Here is an 18,340-nt window from a genome sequence, read left to right on the forward strand (position 1 = left end):
GGCGAAGGATAGCAAGGTGGCCCGCGCTGGCAAGTGGGGCGGCAGGGCCGGTTTCACACGGATTAAAAAAACGTGCTAGAATTCGGCCTCTTCGTTGTTGAGCAGCTTTCAAAAGCAGCGCGGCAAGGAAGAAAAGTAGTATCAGAGGTGGCTGTAGCTCAGTTGGTAGAGTCCCGGATTGTGATTCCGGTTGTCGTGGGTTCGAGCCCCATCAGCCACCCCAAAGAATTCAATGAAGATAAGGCACTTTCGCGAAAGCGAAGTGCCTTTTTTCATTTGCTGGCGCTTTACGCTTTCGGCGCATCTTGTGCTTCGCTTGCTCAGCAAGCGCGGGCTGAATTCCAGTCAAGAAAAAGCCATCCGGAGATGGCTTCTACGACTACCCGCAAGGCGAGGCCCCGAGACTTTCCATCACTCAGCCCGCCACTGCCCCGCCTCATCATCCCTCAACCTTGCCCCCGCCCACACGACCCGCCCCAACACCCGCACCGATGCCCCGTTCTCCAGCGGGATGTCATCGTGCAAGGGATTGAACGACCGCGCCACCCATTGCCCGGTTAGCCGTTCCCGGGCCACCGTCTTCACGATCATCTTGCCGTCGTAGTTGATGGCATAAACCCCGCCGGCGGCGATGTCCTGCAGCGTCAGGCTTTCGTTGGGGACCACCAGCAACGCAGCGCCGTCGCGGATGACGGGCTCCATGCTGTCGCCCTTCGCATACACCACGCGGCCCCGGCCGTTGTCCGCGCCTACCGACCTGAGGAAAGACTTGCGGAACTGGATCATGCCGGTCTGTTCTTCGGCATGGTTTTCGATGGGGTCGCCCGCAGCCAGGCGCACGTCGGCCAGTTCCGGGACCTTCTCGAACCTGTCGTTGGCCGCGGGCGGTTCGCCCACGCCCACATTGGCGACCACGCCTTTCTGGGTGCTGATCCGGACCCTGCCTTCGCGTTCGGTCTGGCGCGTGGTCTTGCCGCCTTCCCAGGGCGCTGCAGGCAGGCCATCGATGCGCATTGGGAACTCGTCTCGGGACAAGTAGGTGTCCACCAGCGAGTCGCTGCGCAGGACCGTCGGCATTTGTGGCGCGGCGGTAGCAGGGGAGACGTCAATCCCCAGCTTCAATTGCGCGATTGCCAACGCAATCGCGCCCTGCAATTTGTTCAGCTGATCCGGGGGCAATGCCCGCACCTGTTCTTCCGGGATGCCGGGGAAGGGCCACGGAGGGGGCGCCGGCACCGCTGCGGCCAGGGATCCATCGCTCGCAGGCAGTTTCGGGGCGGTGCCGTCATATAGCCATTGCGCGTTCACGCGCAGCAGCGGGGCGACCTTGATGCAGGTCGCCATATCCATGCCGTTGGACCCATTGAACCAATGCGTCGCCGCGCCGGAAGAGGCGCCGGCTGCCTTCCATAGGTCTGTCTTGGTAAGGCGCGGTTCGGCCGCGTCCGCACGACGGGCCGCTTCCTCGTTGAACGCCTGTGTGATTCGCTTCTGAAAGGTCATCTTAGGATGCTAAACAAAAACAATCTTAGTTGGCTTGCATTTAGAATCTTAGCATTCTAAGATTTAAAAATGATAGCGAGGTAAGACTGGCGGGGATGCAAAAACACGCATGAACTACTACAGCCACAACATCGGTGATTACGCGCAGGCCACGGCGCATCTGAGCTTACTTGAAGATGCCATCTACAGCCGCCTGCTGCGCCGGTACTACGCCGAAGAGCAGCCCATCGTGGACAACCTGCAGCAGGTATTCCGGTGGGTGGGGGCCCGTAGCGAAGAAGAAAGAGAGGCGGCCGCGCAGGTGCTGGCCGAGTTCTTCGTGTTGCGCGATGGCCATTGGCACAACAAACGGGCGGACGTGGAGATTGCCGCGTATCACGTCAAGGCCGAGACCGCCAAGGCCAACGGCCGGCGAGGCGGCCGGCCCAGGCTGGCAGAGCGCAATCTGGAACAACCAAGCGGGTTTCCCATGGGTTTCGACGAGAAACCCGGCCATGGCCCGGCAGATGGCGGATCGGAAGCTAACCAAGAACCAGGAACCAAGAACCAGGAACCAAAAGAACACACCTCCCGCAAGCGGGGGACCGGATTCGACGCGTCCGTGATCGAACTGCCGGATTGGCTGGACCGCGAGGACTGGGTCAGTTGGATTGCCGACCGCAAGGCGCGCAAAAAGCCGGTGACGCAGGAGGGCGCCAGGCGTCAGCTGCAACAGCTTGCCGCCTATCTGGCCGCCGGGCATCCGCCAGGGGCCGTGATCGCGAACAGCATCGCGGGCGGGTACCAGGGCCTCTTCCCTCCGCGCACGCCCGCTACAGCCGGCCAGCCGGCAGGCAGGGCGCAACGCCTGGCCGACTGGACCGAGGAGCTGCGAGAAGTATTGGCCGACGACGGCCGGCCGCGCGAGCGGTTCATGGGGACGATCGATGCAACCCGCTGACATGCCTTCTGCCACCATGGGCGCGCTGGTGGTCAATGAAATGCTGTTGATGTACGGCGCCAAGTTCGCGCAGCAATGGCAGGGCCTGACTGCCCGTGAACTGAAGGATTCATGGAACCAGAAATTGGCGGGCCTGGACGAGGTGCAGGTGCGTCGCGGCCTGGTCGCCTGCCTGACCCAGGAATGGCCGCCGACGCTACCGCAGTTCATCAAATTATGTTGCCCGTGGATGGTTCCCGAAGTGGCCTATCACGAGGCCGTGCGTGGCTTGTCAGCGCGCAGGCGCGGCGAGCCCGGTGCCTGGTCGCATCCGGCGGTGTACTGGGCCGCGGTGGGCGTCAGCACGGTGGATCTGCTGGGCTGCACCTACGGCGCCATCAAGGCGCGCTGGGAGAAGACGCTGAACGAGGAGTTGGCGAAGGGCGTGTGGGCGGATATCCCGCTGCCTCGTCCAGCGCTGCCCGCGCCCGGCCAGACGCTGGCCACGCGCGCAGAGGCCGAGGCGGCGCTCAAGAAAATGGGCGCGCAGAAGGTGCTGCGGGACCGCAGACGCCCGCCCCGGAGCTGGATTGAAAAGTGGGATGCGCGCATTGCGCGCGGCCACCACCCGAGCAAGGGCATCGCCGACATGCTCAAGCGCGCCAAGGGCGAAAGCCAGGATACGGAGGGCCGTCTGCAGAACGGTTCCAGCGGCAAGACAGGTAAACAATGCGAGGTGGCTGATGAGTAAATTGACGGGTGACGATCTGATCTGGAACTGGGCCCGCTGGACCTGGTCCGGCGCTACGGTGGGAAACATGGAGGTGTACCTTTCCGAAGAGGAGGACTACCGGCCCATCAACCATCACCACGCCATGGAGGTCGAGGCGATGCATGCCGCGCTGCCCTGGCACGAGCGCATGATCATCATTGCCGAATACCCGCAGAAGAATGTGATGTTCGGCCAGCTGGATGGCCGCGCGCGCCGCGCCAAGGCGCTGGACTGGATTGCCGATACGACCGGCGTGGCCATGACCGAAACCGAATACAAACTGTACCTGGGTCTTTTCCGCAGCCTGGTGGAAAGGAGGCTGGCGTGAAGTACGCGCACGAGGTGATGGATCTGATGGCCTGCTATCCCGGTCGCTCATTCCGTTTGATGGAGCTGGTCCGTCATGTGTCACGCGGCCGGCCTTTGTCTGTTCCTGAAAAGACGCGCCTGCAAAGAGGCATCCAGCGGGCCATGGATGCGCTGCAGGATACCGGCAGCGTGCTGATTCAAGAGCCCGAAACAGGCGGGCATGGGCGCACCTATGCATGGCGTGTGACGGTTCCGTCACAAGACCGCGCCCCATAGGTCACGCAATCGGTCACAATGGGTCCGGGGCATTGCGCCCCAAGCAAATGCAGCCCTGGCCACGCGCCGGGGCTTTTTGTTTTGGGCGCGTGGCCCCGGCTTTTTCACTGCTGGGGCAGGGGTCGAACTTCTTTGCACTGCATGTGACGGAACCGTCACAAGACCCCGCCCCAACGGTCACGCAATCGGTCACAATTTGTCCGGGGCATTGCGCCCCTGACAAATGCAACCTCGAAATGCAGCCCCGGCCACGTGCCGGGGCTTTTGCATTTGGGCGCGATATTTCGGCGCCAGTCTTCTTCAGCAGGAATCCAACTCCATGAGCGTTCAGATCAGCATCACTGAAAACCAGCTGGTAGAGGACCTCGCCGCATTCTTCAAGACCTTGGTCGACTGCGACGTTGTCCGCGGTCTACCCGGTTGGGTTCCCGCGCCACCGCGCGAGTGCGTCGTCATCACTCCGCTGGCGGCGCAGGGACTTTCCGTGCCGGTCATGGCCTATGCCGATCCGTCGCCCGCGGCGGGGAAGCGGATCATGACCCAGGCCACGCAATGGTCTGCCCGCGTGGATGGCTACGGGGCGCGGGCCCTGGACCTGGCGCTCACGCTCTCGATCGCCCTGCGCAGCCAGTACGGGTGCGAGTTCCTGGGGAATCTGGGACGAACTCAGCCGCTGTACGCGGGCGAGCTCAAGCAAGTGCCCTTCGAGAGCGGGGAAAGCCAGACCTTCGAGCGGTGGTGGTTCGACGCCGTCCTGCAGTTCAACCCTTCCATCAGCATGCCGCAGCAGTTTGCGGATCACCTTCACGTGGGCCTCATCGAGGCCGACACCACCTACCCTACGGGAGCTTAATCCTATGTCCATTCCCGCCAGTGAAATCGTCCAGGTAGTGCCTGGCGTGATCTCCGCCGGCGGATCGGCGCTCGATTTGAACGGCCTGATCCTGACCCACGATACCGCCGTCCCCATCGGCACCGTCCAGAGTTTCGCGACCCCGCGCGACGTACAGCGCTTCTTCGGTCCGACCTCGACCGAGGCCGCCCTGGCCGACGTCTACTTCAACGGCTTCGACAACTCGACCCGCAAGCCGGGCAATCTGTTGTATGCCCAGTATCCGGCGGCAGCGGTTTCCGCCTATCTGCGCGGCGGCTCGATGGCCGCGGTAACGCTGACCCAGCTGCAGGCGCTGTCCGGCATCCTGACGGTGACCGTGGACGGCGTGGCGAAGACCTCCGCCAGCATCGACCTGTCGACGGCAACGAGCTTCTCGAACGCCGCCACGATCATCGAAGCCGGGTTCACCGCCATGGGCGCCACCTGCACCTACGATGCGCAGCGTGCCGCTTTCGTGATCGTCTCGGCCACCGATGGCGTCGCCAGCACGATCTCCTATGGCAGCGGCACCCTCGCGTCGGGCTTGAAGCTGACGCAGGCCGCTGGCGCCAAGGTGTCGCTGGGCGCCGCGGCCGGCATTCCAGCGGTGGACATGGGCCGGATTACCGACCTGACCCAGAACTGGGCGGCGTTCATGACGACCTTCGAGCCCGATACGGCCGGCAAAGTGGCGTTTTCGGCGTGGACGAATGCCCAGGGCGACCGCTACGCCTACGTCGGCTGGGACACCGATATCACCGCTACCCAGCAGGGCAACACGTCCAACTGGGCGGCTGTCGTAAGCGCCAATGAATACTCGGGCTCCGTGCCGGTCTACAAGGACGTGCTGCATGCAGCCTTCGTCCTGGGCGCCGTTGCATCGCTCGACTTCGAACGTACCAACGGCCGCGCCACCCTGGCGTTCAAGGGCCAGTCGGGCCTCGCGTTCTCCGTGACTGACGCGACCACCGCTCAGACGCTGATCGACAACGGCTACAACTTCTACGGCGACTACGCCACCAGCAACGACCGCTTCCGCTTCCTGTACCCGGGCCAGATCAGCGGCAACTGGAAATGGGTCGACACCTACGTCAACCAGATCTGGTTGAACGCGGCGTTTCAGCAGGCGCTGATGACGCTGCTGACCCAGGTGAACGCCATTCCCTACAACATCGACGGCTACACGCTGATCGACGCTGCCTGCCTGGACCCGATCAACGCCGCGGTCAACTTCGGCGCCATCCGCGCCGGCGTGACGCTGTCGAGCCAGCAGAAGGCGCAGATCAACAGCCAGGCCGGTGTGGATATCTCCGACACGCTCCAGACCCGCGGCTGGTATCTGCAGATCAAGGACGCGACGCCGCAGGTGAGAGAGGCCCGCGGCACCCCGCCCATGACGTTCTGGTACCTGGACGGCGGTTCCGTCCAGCAGATCACCCTGGCCTCGCTGGCCATTCTTTAAGGATTCAACATGGCGACTTTGACCAGTGCCAACTCGGTTCTGATGCTTGCGGTGGGCGGCGTTTTTCCGGTGCCGCAGAAGATCGAGGGCTACGCTTCCGACAGCGCCTTCACCTTCGAGGCTGCCAAGCCCGCGCAGGTAACCATGGGCGTGGACGGCCGCATGTCGGCCGGCTACGTGCCGGTTCCCCGCGTGCAGACCATCACGATCCAGCCCGACTCCCCGTCCATGCGCGTCTTCGAGATCTGGATGGCAGCCAGTGAAACGGCCCGGGAAGTGTTCTATGCAAACGGCACCCTCAACATCCCGTCGATCGACCGCAAGTACACGCTGACCCGCGGCGTGCTGACGCAGATTCCGCCGGCGCCGGATGCCAAGGCGATGCTCCAACCCATGGCGTTCCAGATCACCTGGCAGAACGTCTCTCCGGCGCTGGTGTGACATGGCCAGAAAGCAAATAACCCTGACCATCGGCGCCGAAGGGCGCGACAAGGGCAAGGTGTTCATCCTGACGGAGCTTTCTGCCTACGACGCCGAGGAATGGGCCGGTCGGGCGCTGTTCTCGCTGATGAACGCCGGGGTGGAAATCCCGGACAACATCGCAGAGGCAGGGCTGGCCGGCGTGGCCGCCATGGGCATGAAGGCCATCGCCAAGCTGCCTTTCGAGAGCGCCAAGCCGCTGCTGGAAAAGATGATGGATTGCGTCCAGATCCAGCCCAGCCCGAACGTGACGCGCGAGCTCATGTCAGGCGATGTCGAGGAGGTGGCGACGCTGTTCGCGTTGCGCAAGAAAGTCCTGGGCTTGCACCTGGATTTTTTTACGGCCGCCGTCCCATCGACTTCGGGCTCCAAGTCCACGACGGCGGCGCGCGCCTGATTCGCTACGCCAATATCCCCCGGATCATTGGCGTGGTGATTTCCCGGCACCCGGGCCTGCTGCACGACCTGCAGACGGTCTACGGTGCCGAAGACCTGTACAACCTGCTTGAGGTGATTGCGGTGGACGCACACAACAGGCGCGTCCTAGCTGAACCGAGGTAATTGCATGGCTACCATCATCGATGCCTTGCTCGTCACTGCGGGTTTCGATCCGAAGCGTTCCGCGGCGGACCGACTATCTGGTGCGGTCAGTCTGGCCCAAATGGCCCAGAATCTGGATATGAGCACCGAGCGGCTGTCCGCGTGGCAGAAGGCGGCCGAGCGGGCTGGCGGAACTGCGGAAGCCATTTCCGCCCAATTGAGGGAATCCTCGGTCGAGGTAGCCAGATTCAACCGCGGATCCGCCGCGGACTCGCTACCCGCGTTCTTTCGCAACGGCGGCAATGTCGGCGACCTCAAGGACGGGAACACCTACCTTCTGGCCAGGTCGAGGATCATTGCCGATCTTTACCAGAAGGACAGAGGCCAAGCCGCGCTGGCGGCCCAGGACATGGGCATCAGCGAGGGCCTGTTCAATCTGTTCAAGCGCGGGCCCGACGAGCTCGAGCGGATGCTTCAGGTCCAGGAGAAACGCGCAGCCATCTCCGGCAACGATGCGCAAGCGGCCGCGCAGCTGCGCGACCGTTACCTGGATCTGCGCGACACCTTTGAATCGGTGAGTGTCAAGGTGTTGCTGGCGCTCATGCCGGCGTTCGAGCGGCTTATCTCGCTCGCACAGGGCTGGGGCGATTATCTGCTTGAGAACCGAGACGAGATCGTCGAGTGGGTCGACGGCGCGGCGCAGGCCATCGTGAAGTTCATTGATGCAGTCGATTCGGCGGCGCAGGCGGTGGGAGGATGGCAAAACGTCCTGCTAGCGCTGGGGGCGCTCAAGATTCTTTCCTGGGTAAATTCGCTGCTGAGCCTGGCATCTGCCTTGGGGGCCGTGGCTACGGCTCTCGGAACCCTTGGTGGCGCAGGCGCGGCGCGTGGACTGGGTGCGTTGAGAGGCTTGGGACCTGCGGCGTTGAGAGCGGCAGGACCTGTCGCGGCAGGCATCGCATTGTTGTTCAATAGCAAGGACACGAACGTAGGCGAAGCCGAATTTCTGGCAGCAAGGGACAATCCCGCGCTGAGGAGTAAAGAGGTTCTCGATGCGGTCAGGTACTTCGAGTCCAAGAAGGGCTACACCCGGGAGGCGGCCGTGGGGGTGGTGGCCAACCTGCAGGCCCAAAGCAACCTGGACCCCAGGGCCGTGGGCGCTGATGGCGTTTCCGCCGGCATCGGACTATGGAATCCGCGACGCCAGGCCGACTTCAAGCGCATATATGGCATGGACCTGCGCGAGTCCACGGTTGAACAGCAACTGGATTTCGTCGCCAGTGAGTTGGAGAGCACCAGGCGCAGGGCGGGAGTACATCTGGCCGCTGCCACCACCCCGGCCCAGGCCAGCGTGGCCGTGTACCGCCACTTCGGATTGAACAAGTCCGAAGGGGCCAGCTCAAGCGAAGAGCGCAAGCTCGCCGCCGCTGCCGGGGCAATTTATGGGACGCTTTTCCTCGAAGATCAGGAACGAGGCGCCGCAGCTGCGGCTACGACGGCCACAGTCGCCCAAGCCAGCGCTGCCGCCATCCCGAGCAGCACGGCAACCACCAGCAATACGTCCGAAACCCATATCCACGGCCCCATTACGGTTGTGACGCAGGCGACCGATGGTGAGGGAGTCGCTCGCGATTTGGGGCGTGTGGGGCGCTCCCAGAATCTCGTCCAACAAGGCAATACGGGGATGTTCTGATGCCGCTTATTCCTTTTCCCGATGTTCCGAGCAGTCCGGGCGTCCCCGCAGTCTTTCGCGCCGCGTTCCTTCCTTCGGTCTCCGAACCGGCAAGCTTCGAACTTGCGGCGCTGACCGACAGGATCTTCGGTCCTCCTCGCTGGGGGCTGTATGGCGTCGATGGGCGGCAGATGCTGGTCTTCGAGACGTTCCTTGGAATCACCTTCAATCAGAGCGGCCAGATATCCAGCCATCCGGTTGAGCAGGGCGGATTCTCGTCCTTCAACAAGGTCGATGCGCCGTTCGAAGCGACCATCAAGCTGGCGCATGGCGGCGATCCAGTGTCGCGCAAAGTCATGTTGTCCGTGCTGGAGCGCATCGTCGGCAGCACGGAGCTGTATTCAGTGGCGACGCCAGAGATCGTCTATCCGTCGGCCAACCTGGTGAAGTACTCATACACCCGCGCCGACAAGAACGGCTCCAGCCTCCTGATCGTTGAACTGACTCTGCAGGAAGTCCGGCAGACGGCCGTCCAGCTATCGCCGGCCACGCAGGACCCCAGCGGCGCGAATGAAGTTAGCAATGGCCAGGTACAGGCGTTCGAGATTGACGCCTATCCCCGGCGCGATCAGAACAAGGTGGCCGATCTGGAGCCGATCCAATGAAGAGAATTCCCTTGAGGCCCGTTCCTGCACAAATGCTCAGCGTCGTGCTGTCCGGGCAGAACTGCCAGATCGCCGTCTACCAGAAGTCGACGGGACTCTATCTGGATATTGAACTCGACAATGCGCCCATCGTGACCACGGTGCTTTGCCATGATCGAGTACGGCTGGTGCGGTCTGCTTACCTGGGCTTCGTTGGGGATCTGGCCTTTGTGGACACCCAGGGCCACGCCGACCCGCAGTATCAGGATCTCGGATCGCGCTTCGTCCTGGCCTACCTGGAGCCGCTGGAACTATGAGCTTCATCAAGCGCCGGCTGGACGTGACCATCAGCCTGGGTAAAGGAAAGTTCGGCGACGAGCAGGGGCCGGACGTAACGCTCAGCGGCTACCGGATGTCGGTGACCATTCCTGCCTATACGACCTTCGAAAACAGTCCGATGACCCTGCTGATCCACGGACTGAATCAAGACCTGATGAACAAGCTGACGACGATAGGGCCCGTCATGACGGAACGCCGGGGAAAGAATCTTGTCCGGATCGACGCAGGGGGGGAATCCGGTGCTCCCTGCCTGGTCTACGAGGGGGACATCGTTGAGGCCTGGGCTGGCTACGGAATGGGTGCAGAGGGCAAGGCGGCCGCAGGGGGCGTATTCACGGTCAAGGCCGAGGTGGCCGGGGCCAAGCAGGTGAAGCCCGCATCCGCCAGGTCGTTTCCCGGTGCGAAAAAAGCGCAAGAAATCATGTGCGATATCGCTGAATCGATGGGATACAAGGGCGAAAAAAGCGGGGAGGACTATGTGTTGGCCGATCCCTATTTTTCCGGAACCGACATGGACCAATTGCGCAGCTGCGCGAAGGCGGCCCGGGTCAACTTCACGATAGACCGCGGCGTCCTGTCAGTCTGGCCGGAGGGCGGATACAGAAAGGGCGATCCGATTCTCGTGGCCCCGGAAACGGGGTTGAGCGGATATCCGGCTTTTACGAGCAAGGGGCTCCAACTGACGACGCTCTACAACCCGCATCTCGGATTGGGAAAAAGAGTGCAGGTCATCAGCACCGTCGAACCCGCGCATGGCGAGTGGATCATTGTGAGCTTGTCCCACAAGCTGGATGCGGAGGTCCCCGGCGGCGTCTGGCAGTCGGTGGCGGTGTGCAAAAGGAACCTCAATGCCTGAGCAATACGGATACGCAGGGCTGGCGCAAGCCGGCCAGGGTGACAGCGAGTTCGGCGCCTTGCAGTTCCTGATCAGCCAGGCGCTGATCCGAGTCAGCACGGCGACGCTGGTCAAGGTGGTGTCGGTGACGAATGCAGGCGGGCTATCGCCCGTGGGCTTCGTCGATGTGCAGCCGCTTGTCAACCAGCTCGATGGCGCCGGCAATGCCGTGCCGCATGGGGTTCTGCATCGTCTTCCCTACTTTCGCCTTCAGGGCGGAGCGGACGCTGTCATCCTGGACCCGAAGGTCGGGGATATCGGGATGGCGGCTTTCGCGAATCGGGACATCTCGCTGGTGAAGACCTCGAAGGCGCAGAACAACCCCGGTTCCTGGCGGTCCCACGACATGGCGGACGGGCTGTATTTCGGCGGTCTGTTGAATGGAACCCCGGTGCAGTATGTGCAGTTCACGGCGGACGGCATACACATCGTGTCGCCCTCGAAGGTGACGGTGGCCGCGCCCAATATCGAACTGAACGCCAGCGCGCAGTGCGCATTGAATTCTCCACGGATCGTGCTGAACGGGACGGTGCAACAAGGCGGTGGATCCTTCGGCGGCACGTCTACCTGGCAGGGCGACATGCACACGCTGGGTACGCTGCGCAACAACGGCAAGGACGTGGGCAGCACCCACACGCATTCCGGCGTGCAGAGCGGGCCGGCAAACACAGGAGCGCCCAATTGAACACGATGCTGCTAGACCGGACGGCCTGGGACCTGGTGCTCGATGCCGCGGGGAATATCGCACTGGCGTCCAAGCCCTACGCCGTGGCGCAAGACGTCGCCAGCGCCATCAAGCTCTTCAAGGGGGAGCTGTTCTACAACACCGCCTCGGGCGTTCCGTACTGGGAAGAATTCCTGGGCCATCAGCCGCCGCTGGCGCTGGTGCGGGAACACGTCCGGCGAGCCGCGTTGACGGTCCCGGACGTGGCCGACGCGGCCTGCACGCTGACCTCCTATACCGACCGCGCCCTGGCGGGCTATGTCGCAATCACCCTGCAAGACGGAACGACGCAAACCGTCAGCTTCTGAGGAAACCATGCCGAACATCTCGAAAGTGCCGCGCGTGCAGTTCACGCCGGAAGGGCTGGTGCTGCCCAACGAATCCGCCATCCTTGCCGGCGTCCTGTCCGACATGGACGCGGCCTTCGGTGGCGGGCTGAATCCCGCGCTGGAAACGCCCCAGGGCCAGCTGGCCTCCAGCACCACCGCCATCATCGGCGACAAGAACAACGAGTTCGCGTCCTACGTGAACCAGGTCGACCCGGCTTATGCGCAAGGGCGGATGCAGGACGCCATCGGGCGGATCTACTTCCTGGACCGCAAGCCCGGTACGCCCACCGCCGTCATCGCCACCTGCACGGGCCTGGCGGGCGTGACGATACCGGTGGGCGCGCGCGCGCAGGCGGTGGATGGCAATCTGTACCTGTGCACGCAGGCGGGAACGATACCGGCCAGCGGACGCGTCGACCTGCCATTCGCCTGCTCGGTCGACGGGCCGGTGGATTGCGCGCCTGGCGCACTGAACCAGATCTATCAGGCCATTCCCGGTTGGGACTCGGTGTCGAACGCGGATGCCGGGACGGTGGGCAGCCATGTGGAAAGCCGGGCCGAGTTCGAGGAGCGCCGGCGGCAGTCGGTAGCGCTGAACGCCCGCGGCTCGATCCCCGCAATCTACGCCAACGTGGCGAACGTGGAGGGCGTCATCGACGCCTACGTGACGGAGAACGATCTCTCCGTGCCGAAGACGGTGGGCGGCGTCGTCCTGCGTCCGCACTCCATCTGGGTCGCGGTGACGGGCGGCGAGGCGGCGGACATCGCGGACGCCATCTGGCGCAAGAAGAGCAATGGCTCCGACTACAACGGCAACACCTCGTACACCGTGGAGGACAAGGAGGGATATGCCTATCCCTACCCGTCGTATGTCGTGACATGGGAAACCCCTGCCGCGTTGCCCGTGCGTTTCGCGGTGCAACTGGCGGACAACCCGGCCCTGCCGTCGGACATCGTTGCCTTGACCAAGCAGGCGATCATGGACGCCTTCAACGGCGGAGATGGCGGGCAGCGCGCACGCATCGGATCGACCATTTATGCCAGCCGCTACTACGCGCCCATTTCGGCGCTGAGCCCGGTGGTCTCCATCCTGTCCCTGCTTCTGGGCTCCGATACGCCATCGGCCGCCAGCCTGGCCGTTCCGATCAACCGCCGGCCCACGATCACGGCCAACGATATTGCGGTGACATTGATATGAGCGTCGTGCCTAAGCCGGGGCTGGCGGCCCGGACTCTCATCAGCCAGTATGCCAACAGCCCCACCCTCGTCCAGTTGATCAACAACATGGATGACTACATCAACCCCGACGCCGATTTCGACGCGTTCCACGACTTCGTCTGGAACGTCGAGACCGCGCAGGGCTTCGGGCTGGACATCTGGGGCAGGATCGTCGACGTCGGCCGGATGCTGACGATACCGGGAGACGTCACCTATCTGGGGTTTGACGAGGCGCTGAATTGGCAGCCCTTCAATCAGGCGCCGTTCTACACAGGCGAGCAGGCCACGCAGACGTATCGGCTTGCCGATGACGCGTATCGCACGCTGATCCTGGTCAAGGCGCTGGCCAATATCTCGGATTGCACGTCGCCCAGTTTGAACCGGCTGCTGTCGAACCTCTTTGCGGGGCGGGGGCGTTGCTACGTGTCGGACACCGGGAGGATGGAATTCCGCTACGTGTTCGAGTTCGCGCTGGCGCCGCACGAAATCGCCATCCTGACTCAATCAGGCGCGATTCCCAAGCCGGCCGCGGTGCTGGCGAACATCCTGCAGGTCGATCTTTCTACTACGTTCGGATTCAACGAGGCGCTGATGCAGCCGTTCGGCTCGGGCGTACTTTTCACTTCTTCGGGGCTTATCAATGCAAGCTAGCAATGCACCTATCAAATCGGCCGTCCCGTTTGCGGAAAGCGGGACGAAGAACACTATTCCGGTTGAGTCGCAGATTGGCGTGACGCCGGGGGCGGCGTCTTTCACGGATGGCTTTCCGCCGCTGACGATGACACCGTTGGCTGCGGGTGGCGTCCCGCCATACGGTGCTGACTTCAATGGCATCCTGAACTTTCTTAGCGCTGCCGCACGATGGCAACAGGCAGGAGGGGCGTATCCCTATGACTCTGCATTCAGCACAGCCGTTGGCGGGTATCCGCAGGGCGCGATGTTGAGAAAGTCGGTCGGCGCAGGCTACTGGCTGAACCTGGTGGAGAACAACACCGCAAACCCGGATGCGGGTGGGGCGAATTGGATCGCGCTGCCTGCGGGGATAGCCTCCACCGCGGAAGCAGAGGTAGGCACGGATGACACAAGAGCGATGACGCCGTTCAAGGTGTTCCAGGCCATCGCAAGAAAGGTGGTGCAAGCCACCGAAAGCGTGATAGGCGTCGCCAAGGTTGCCACGCCGGCGCAGACGAATGCCGGTGCCGATGACGCGACCATTGTGACGCCGAGAAAATTACGGCTCGGCGTGGCGATGTCGCTGGGCATCAACGGATACCTGGCGCTGCCTTCCTGGCTTGGTGGTGTCATTATCCAGTGGGGACGCGGTAGCGTGAACATGGGTACTGCGACCGGCAGCTACTACTCCGGATCTGCTTCTGTCTCGTTTCCATTGGCATTTCCGACGGCCGCTTGGGTGGCAATACCGCAAATCCAAAACAGTCCGAATGTCATGGATAGCATCAGCGTCGCGTCTTTCACCAACTCCTCGCTGCAGGTAGTCGGGTGCACCAGCTATGAAACCGGACAGGCGCCGGAATTCTATTTCATCGCCATAGGAAACTAGCATGGCCGAGACCTTCCAACCAATCCAGACCGAATTCCTGGACTACGATCCCGCTCTCCCTTATGTCTTTGATGCCAACACCCGAGCGCTTTATGCATTCGTCCTTCGGTCCCGCTATCGGGAGTCGGGTTCCTGGCCCGTAGACGGCCTGCCGGTACCGGAAGAATCGGCCCATGCATATATGAATGACCCGGAAAGGGACGTGAAAACCATTACCAAGTCCGGCAGCTCATTCACTATCACGGATGCGTAGCTGCGTCGTTCAGGTTCAACCGGTATCAAATGCCAGTCCGCCGCAAGGCGCTTTTTTCCATGAGGGAGGCGAAATTGGACCTCCAAGATTTCGACGCCCTTGCGGCAAAACTCGCAGGCGTGCTGGGCGCGGTGGTATCCATGCGCTACCTGCAGGGGTCGTGGCCGGCGCGTCTAAGCATGGCGGGTAGCGGCTCATTGGTCGCCTATTACTCATCGCCGTATCTGGCACTGCTGCTCGGCATCCCAGAAGGGTTGGCCGGCTTTCTGACCGGCATGTTCGGCATGGCCATCGTCTCCCGCGGATGGGAGGTGGTACAGACGGTCCCCATCGGCGCGCTGTGGCAGGCCGTGATCGACCGGGTACGCGGAAAAGGGGTTTGAGGTGCATGGTTCCATTCGTCCGGAGACTACATCCGTGGGCATGTTTCAGCTGTCCCAACGTAGCTTGAGCCGTCTGGTTGGCGTACATCCTGACCTGGCCGCAATCGTCAAATTGGCGATTCAGCGCACGCCGATGGATTTCACCGTGGTGGAAGGCGTTCGAACCCTCGCGCGACAGCGCGAGAACGTAGCCAAGGGTGCCAGCCAGACGCTGGCCAGCTACCACTTGCCGCAGGCGGATGGTTTGAGCCATGCCGTCGACCTGGCGCCTTTGATCGCTGGAGCGATTCCCTGGAACAACTGGCAGGCCTTCGCCGCTCTGGCTCAGGTGGTCAAAGCCTGCGCGGCCGAGCTCGGCGTGCCGGTGGAGTGGGGCGGCGACTGGAAAACGCTCAAAGACGGCCCGCATTTCCAGATTCCACGCAACTGGAAGGGTCGCGCATGAACGCATCGCTGCGCGCGTTGGCGCCGTATCTGATCGGCGCCGTCCTGGTGGCCGCCGTCTTCCTGTGTGTGCGCTGGTATGGCGCCGTTCAGTACCGCGCCGGAGTCGATCGGGCAAACGCCGACTATACGCTGGCCGAGCTCACCGAGTTCCAGCGCCAGACCGCGCGCCTGGGCGGAATCTCCGAATCCCTGGAAGTCGCGCTTGCCGCGCTGCGCGACGCCAGCCCCAAGATCATCGAAAGGTACACCCGTGTCGAAGTCCAGAGTCCCTTACCTGCTGGCTGCCGCATTGACGCTGAGCGGCTGCGCCACATCAACGAGGCCGGCCGCCTGGCCAATTCTGCCGGCCAACCTGGCGCAGCCGTGCCCGCCAGTGCCCGAGGTGACGAGCGATAGCTGGGACGATCTGGCGCGCAGCTATATCGCGCTGGTTGCGTTGTACGGAGAGTGTGCGGCACGGCAACGTGCGGCGGTGCAGAGCTGGGAGAAATCCCGGTTCGGCCCGTCGTGAGACTGCGATCCGATAGGTCATGCTGCAACAGATAGCCCGCACTCCGCGGGCGTTTTTTCGTCCATCCAGGAGAAAGCCATGTAGACCTGATACGCGAACAGAGAATGCCCCCTGGCCCAGCAGCGGCAAATTTCCCGGAGATATCACATGACGATCAGAACTCTTTCCCTACAGCAACTGAAGTGCTCGGCCGAGAATTCGGCAGCAATGAAGCATCATGTCGATGATGATGCAACCGTTCTTCCGGAACCTCGCACTTCCAGTTCTCCGGGCAACATGACTGGGTATTCTGTTCAAGTCCAGGACCATGGCCCGATCGCGGATGGCACGCTCCATACGCTCGCGGAGCGTTACGCCACGTTGTCGGCCGCCCAAGTCGATTATCCTTTCGTAACCTCACTGGCCGAATCTATCTGCGACAGCGCGGAGCAACCCGCAATGGCCATGGCCGACATTACGACCACCACCGGAACGCTGGGACAGATGTGGGGCGAACAGAGCACCGCGTCGGGGCAGTGGCGAGCCACGTACTACGGTACGCCGGCCGCTGGGAATACTTTCGTCATCACCACGCGGGCTTGAGCATGGCCTGAGTGCCACGTTGTGGCGGGCAGTTGCCCGCCTCCCAAACAAAAGCCCGCAGGCGCAAGCCGCGGGCTTTTCTTCGCTACCCTTCAAAAGGACTCTTTTTCTTCCGCCGATTCACTGGTCTGAGGATTTCGCCTGACTTCAGCCGGTACACATCTTTCCCTTCCCAGATCACGGCGCCGCCGCTGGAGAGGCGGCATTGCAGCACTATGTGTGGATCGGGACTTTCGTCCGTCGCGGGTTCTTGAATGATATGTCGCTCGATCCGGTACTGGTCTCCTGCTGCCGAGACCGCAATCACATCCTCCAGTCGTCTGCATGAGATTGACATGATGAGCCTCCTTCACTTGCGCCACGTTGAAACCTGTGGCGCTGAGGTCATCGTCTCGACTGGCAAAATTCCTGTCAATGCTGCTGCGGCCCATCATCCAAGCGCATGCGCGGCGCGTCCCAGGGAAGCGTCGTGCAAAAGCATGAGGCGATGCATGCGTTTGGTCTAGGCTGTTTTCGAGGCCGCGTGTGCGTTGAAATGCTGCGGCGGTTTGAGGTATTGATCGATGGCCGCCGCAAGACCTGGATCAAAGGCTATTCAAGCTTCACGTTGGCGGACTGGATGACGCCGCGCCACTTCTTGTAATCCGCGGCGATAGTCTGGGAGAACTGCGCGGGGGTGGTGGGCATGGCGGTTGCGCCTTGCGCGGCCAGCGCATCCTGGACGTCTTTCATTGCGAGGATCTTGTTGAGTTCCGTGTTCAGCGTCTGGATGATGGGCTTGGGCGTGTTGGCGGGTGCAAGCAGTCCGTACCATACGCGCACGTCGAAGTCCGGATAGCCGGATTCTGCGACGGTGGGCACATCCGGCATGGCGGGGCTGCGCTTGAGGGAGGTCACGGCCAACGGGACGGCGCTGCCGGCCTTGATCTGCGGCGCAGCCGAGGGGATGGACGTGAAAATGACGGGGACCTGCCCGCCCAGCAGGTCGGCCATGGCCGGACCCGATCCCTTGTAAGGCACATGCACGAGCTTGATGCCCGCCTGGAGCTGCAGCAGTTCGGCGGCCAGGTGCGTGATGGTGCCTGCGCCGGGCGAGCCGTAATTGATGGTCCCGGGCGCCTTCTTGGCGGCGGCGATCAGGTCCTTGAGGGATTTGTACGGGCCGTTCTTGCTTGCGACGACCACCAGGGGGGCTTCGCCGACGATGCCTATGGGTTCGAAGTCCTTGACCGGGTCATAGGCCAGCTTGGTGTAGAGCGAAGGTGCCACGGCCAGGTTGTCGACCTGGCCCATGACGATTTCGTAGCCGTCGGGCTTGGCGCGCGCGGCGGTGGTGATGCCTATGGTGCCGCCGGCGCCGGGCCGGTTCTCGGCGACGACGTTCCATTTGACCGAGTCGGACAGTTTGGCGGCGACGGTGCGCGACAGGAAGTCGGTGCCCCCGCCAGGCGTGAACGGCACGATGACGCGGATGGGCTGGTTCGGGTACTGCTGGGCGGCGGCGGGGGCGCAGGCGACGAGCGCGCAGGCCGAGAACATTAGGGCACGTAGCATGGTTGTGGTCTCCATTCCTTGGTGGGCGCGTCCGGTCGTGATCGCCAGACGTCGGTTGCTGCGGATGCTGCTGACGCGTACTGCGGGTTCGGT

The 18,340-nt window shown here is 62.7% G+C and carries 25 protein-coding genes and 1 tRNA gene; 23 read left to right on the forward strand and 3 right to left on the reverse strand.

The features are described 5' to 3' along the window. Positions 1 to 147 precede the first annotated feature (147 nt). A tRNA-His gene (locus IB257_RS22650) sits at positions 148 to 223 on the forward strand. Positions 224 to 411: 188 nt separating this feature from the next. Here IB257_RS22650 and IB257_RS22655 read toward each other — a convergent pair. Then, positions 412 to 1,503 (reverse strand): helix-turn-helix transcriptional regulator, encoded by a 1,092-nt coding sequence (locus IB257_RS22655; protein ID WP_192492859.1) that lies wholly within the window; start codon positions 1,501 to 1,503, stop codon positions 412 to 414. A 109-nt stretch (positions 1,504 to 1,612) separates the two neighbouring features. Between IB257_RS22655 and IB257_RS22660 the strand changes: the two genes are divergently transcribed. The 22 genes from IB257_RS22660 to IB257_RS22765 all read left to right on the forward strand — a co-directional run bounded on the left by IB257_RS22660 (position 1,613) and on the right by IB257_RS22765 (position 16,693). Next, complete coding sequence (locus IB257_RS22660; RefSeq protein ID WP_192492860.1) at positions 1,613 to 2,443, forward strand: YdaU family protein; 831 nt, start codon at positions 1,613 to 1,615, stop codon at positions 2,441 to 2,443. Position 2,444: 1 nt separating this feature from the next. Continuing rightward, complete coding sequence (locus IB257_RS22665; RefSeq protein WP_370540120.1) at positions 2,445 to 3,173, forward strand: hypothetical protein; 729 nt, start codon at positions 2,445 to 2,447, stop codon at positions 3,171 to 3,173. Next, positions 3,166 to 3,522 (forward strand): hypothetical protein, encoded by a 357-nt coding sequence (locus tag IB257_RS22670; RefSeq protein ID WP_119450092.1) that lies wholly within the window; start codon positions 3,166 to 3,168, stop codon positions 3,520 to 3,522. Before IB257_RS22665 ends, IB257_RS22670 begins: the two co-directional genes overlap by 8 nt. Then, positions 3,519 to 3,779, forward strand: a complete 261-nt coding sequence (locus IB257_RS22675) for a hypothetical protein (RefSeq protein WP_192492862.1) — start codon at positions 3,519 to 3,521, stop codon at positions 3,777 to 3,779. Before IB257_RS22670 ends, IB257_RS22675 begins: the two co-directional genes overlap by 4 nt. A gap of 319 nt (positions 3,780 to 4,098) precedes the next feature. Beyond that, on the forward strand, positions 4,099 to 4,632 hold the full coding sequence (locus IB257_RS22680) for a hypothetical protein (protein WP_192492863.1): 534 nt from the start codon (positions 4,099 to 4,101) through the stop codon (positions 4,630 to 4,632). Positions 4,633 to 4,636: 4 nt separating this feature from the next. Then, complete coding sequence (locus IB257_RS22685) at positions 4,637 to 6,115, forward strand: DUF3383 domain-containing protein (protein ID WP_054453330.1); 1,479 nt, start codon at positions 4,637 to 4,639, stop codon at positions 6,113 to 6,115. Positions 6,116 to 6,124: 9 nt separating this feature from the next. Next, entirely contained in the window at positions 6,125 to 6,556 is a 432-nt protein-coding gene (locus tag IB257_RS22690) for a hypothetical protein (protein ID WP_054453328.1), read from the forward strand. Between the two features lies 1 nt (position 6,557). Beyond that, positions 6,558 to 6,992, forward strand: a complete 435-nt coding sequence (locus tag IB257_RS22695; RefSeq protein ID WP_054453326.1) for a hypothetical protein — start codon at positions 6,558 to 6,560, stop codon at positions 6,990 to 6,992. 168 nt (positions 6,993 to 7,160) lie between these two features. After that, positions 7,161 to 8,828, forward strand: coding sequence for a phage tail tip lysozyme (locus tag IB257_RS22700; protein ID WP_192492864.1), 1,668 nt, complete (start codon positions 7,161 to 7,163; stop codon positions 8,826 to 8,828). After that, the gene (locus IB257_RS22705; RefSeq protein WP_192492865.1) at positions 8,828 to 9,472 is read left to right on the forward strand and encodes a phage baseplate protein; all 645 of its coding nucleotides are present in this window, start codon (positions 8,828 to 8,830) and stop codon (positions 9,470 to 9,472) included. The genes IB257_RS22700 and IB257_RS22705 overlap by 1 nt, the downstream gene beginning before the upstream one ends. Positions 9,473 to 9,483: 11 nt before the next feature. Beyond that, the gene (locus IB257_RS22710; protein ID WP_225589086.1) at positions 9,484 to 9,768 is read left to right on the forward strand and encodes a hypothetical protein; all 285 of its coding nucleotides are present in this window, start codon (positions 9,484 to 9,486) and stop codon (positions 9,766 to 9,768) included. Continuing rightward, entirely contained in the window at positions 9,765 to 10,646 is an 882-nt protein-coding gene (locus IB257_RS22715; protein WP_192492867.1) for a hypothetical protein, read from the forward strand. Before IB257_RS22710 ends, IB257_RS22715 begins: the two co-directional genes overlap by 4 nt. Beyond that, on the forward strand, positions 10,639 to 11,370 hold the full coding sequence (locus tag IB257_RS22720) for an oxidoreductase (protein ID WP_119450087.1): 732 nt from the start codon (positions 10,639 to 10,641) through the stop codon (positions 11,368 to 11,370). The genes IB257_RS22715 and IB257_RS22720 overlap by 8 nt, the downstream gene beginning before the upstream one ends. A 5-nt stretch (positions 11,371 to 11,375) precedes the next feature. Further along, a complete protein-coding gene (locus IB257_RS22725) occupies positions 11,376 to 11,717 on the forward strand; it encodes a hypothetical protein (RefSeq protein WP_225589106.1) in 342 nt (113 codons plus the stop codon). 7 nt (positions 11,718 to 11,724) lie between these two features. Beyond that, positions 11,725 to 12,936, forward strand: coding sequence for a baseplate J/gp47 family protein (locus tag IB257_RS22730; RefSeq protein ID WP_192354987.1), 1,212 nt, complete (start codon positions 11,725 to 11,727; stop codon positions 12,934 to 12,936). Further along, the gene (locus IB257_RS22735; protein WP_175161709.1) at positions 12,933 to 13,607 is read left to right on the forward strand and encodes a DUF2612 domain-containing protein; all 675 of its coding nucleotides are present in this window, start codon (positions 12,933 to 12,935) and stop codon (positions 13,605 to 13,607) included. The genes IB257_RS22730 and IB257_RS22735 overlap by 4 nt, the downstream gene beginning before the upstream one ends. Beyond that, positions 13,597 to 14,517 carry a hypothetical protein gene (locus tag IB257_RS22740; RefSeq protein WP_175161711.1) on the forward strand — a complete coding sequence of 307 codons (921 nt, stop codon included), beginning with the start codon at positions 13,597 to 13,599 and terminating at the stop codon, positions 14,515 to 14,517. Before IB257_RS22735 ends, IB257_RS22740 begins: the two co-directional genes overlap by 11 nt. Before the next feature lies 1 nt (position 14,518). Continuing rightward, positions 14,519 to 14,770 carry a hypothetical protein gene (locus tag IB257_RS22745; RefSeq protein WP_175161713.1) on the forward strand — a complete coding sequence of 84 codons (252 nt, stop codon included), beginning with the start codon at positions 14,519 to 14,521 and terminating at the stop codon, positions 14,768 to 14,770. A gap of 74 nt (positions 14,771 to 14,844) precedes the next feature. Next, positions 14,845 to 15,153 (forward strand): hypothetical protein, encoded by a 309-nt coding sequence (locus IB257_RS22750; RefSeq protein WP_175161715.1) that lies wholly within the window; start codon positions 14,845 to 14,847, stop codon positions 15,151 to 15,153. A gap of 34 nt (positions 15,154 to 15,187) precedes the next feature. Beyond that, positions 15,188 to 15,598, forward strand: coding sequence for a M15 family metallopeptidase (locus tag IB257_RS22755; RefSeq protein WP_192492868.1), 411 nt, complete (start codon positions 15,188 to 15,190; stop codon positions 15,596 to 15,598). Continuing rightward, positions 15,595 to 15,996 (forward strand): hypothetical protein, encoded by a 402-nt coding sequence (locus IB257_RS22760; protein ID WP_192353415.1) that lies wholly within the window; start codon positions 15,595 to 15,597, stop codon positions 15,994 to 15,996. The genes IB257_RS22755 and IB257_RS22760 overlap by 4 nt, the downstream gene beginning before the upstream one ends. A gap of 262 nt (positions 15,997 to 16,258) precedes the next feature. Beyond that, positions 16,259 to 16,693 (forward strand): hypothetical protein, encoded by a 435-nt coding sequence (locus IB257_RS22765; protein ID WP_192492869.1) that lies wholly within the window; start codon positions 16,259 to 16,261, stop codon positions 16,691 to 16,693. A gap of 85 nt (positions 16,694 to 16,778) precedes the next feature. On the opposite strand, the gene IB257_RS22770 is transcribed toward IB257_RS22765, so the two are convergent. Together IB257_RS22770 and IB257_RS22775 are read right to left on the reverse strand one after the other, a co-directional pair. Further along, a complete protein-coding gene (locus IB257_RS22770; protein ID WP_192492870.1) occupies positions 16,779 to 17,030 on the reverse strand; it encodes a hypothetical protein in 252 nt (83 codons plus the stop codon). A 254-nt stretch (positions 17,031 to 17,284) separates the two neighbouring features. Next, on the reverse strand, positions 17,285 to 18,247 hold the full coding sequence (locus tag IB257_RS22775; RefSeq protein ID WP_192492871.1) for a tripartite tricarboxylate transporter substrate binding protein: 963 nt from the start codon (positions 18,245 to 18,247) through the stop codon (positions 17,285 to 17,287). Between the last annotated feature and the right edge of the window lie 93 nt (positions 18,248 to 18,340).

Origin of the sequence: Achromobacter sp. ACM03, from assembly GCF_014851665.1 — a bacterium.
GTDB lineage: Bacteria > Pseudomonadota > Gammaproteobacteria > Burkholderiales > Burkholderiaceae_B > Achromobacter > Achromobacter aegrifaciens.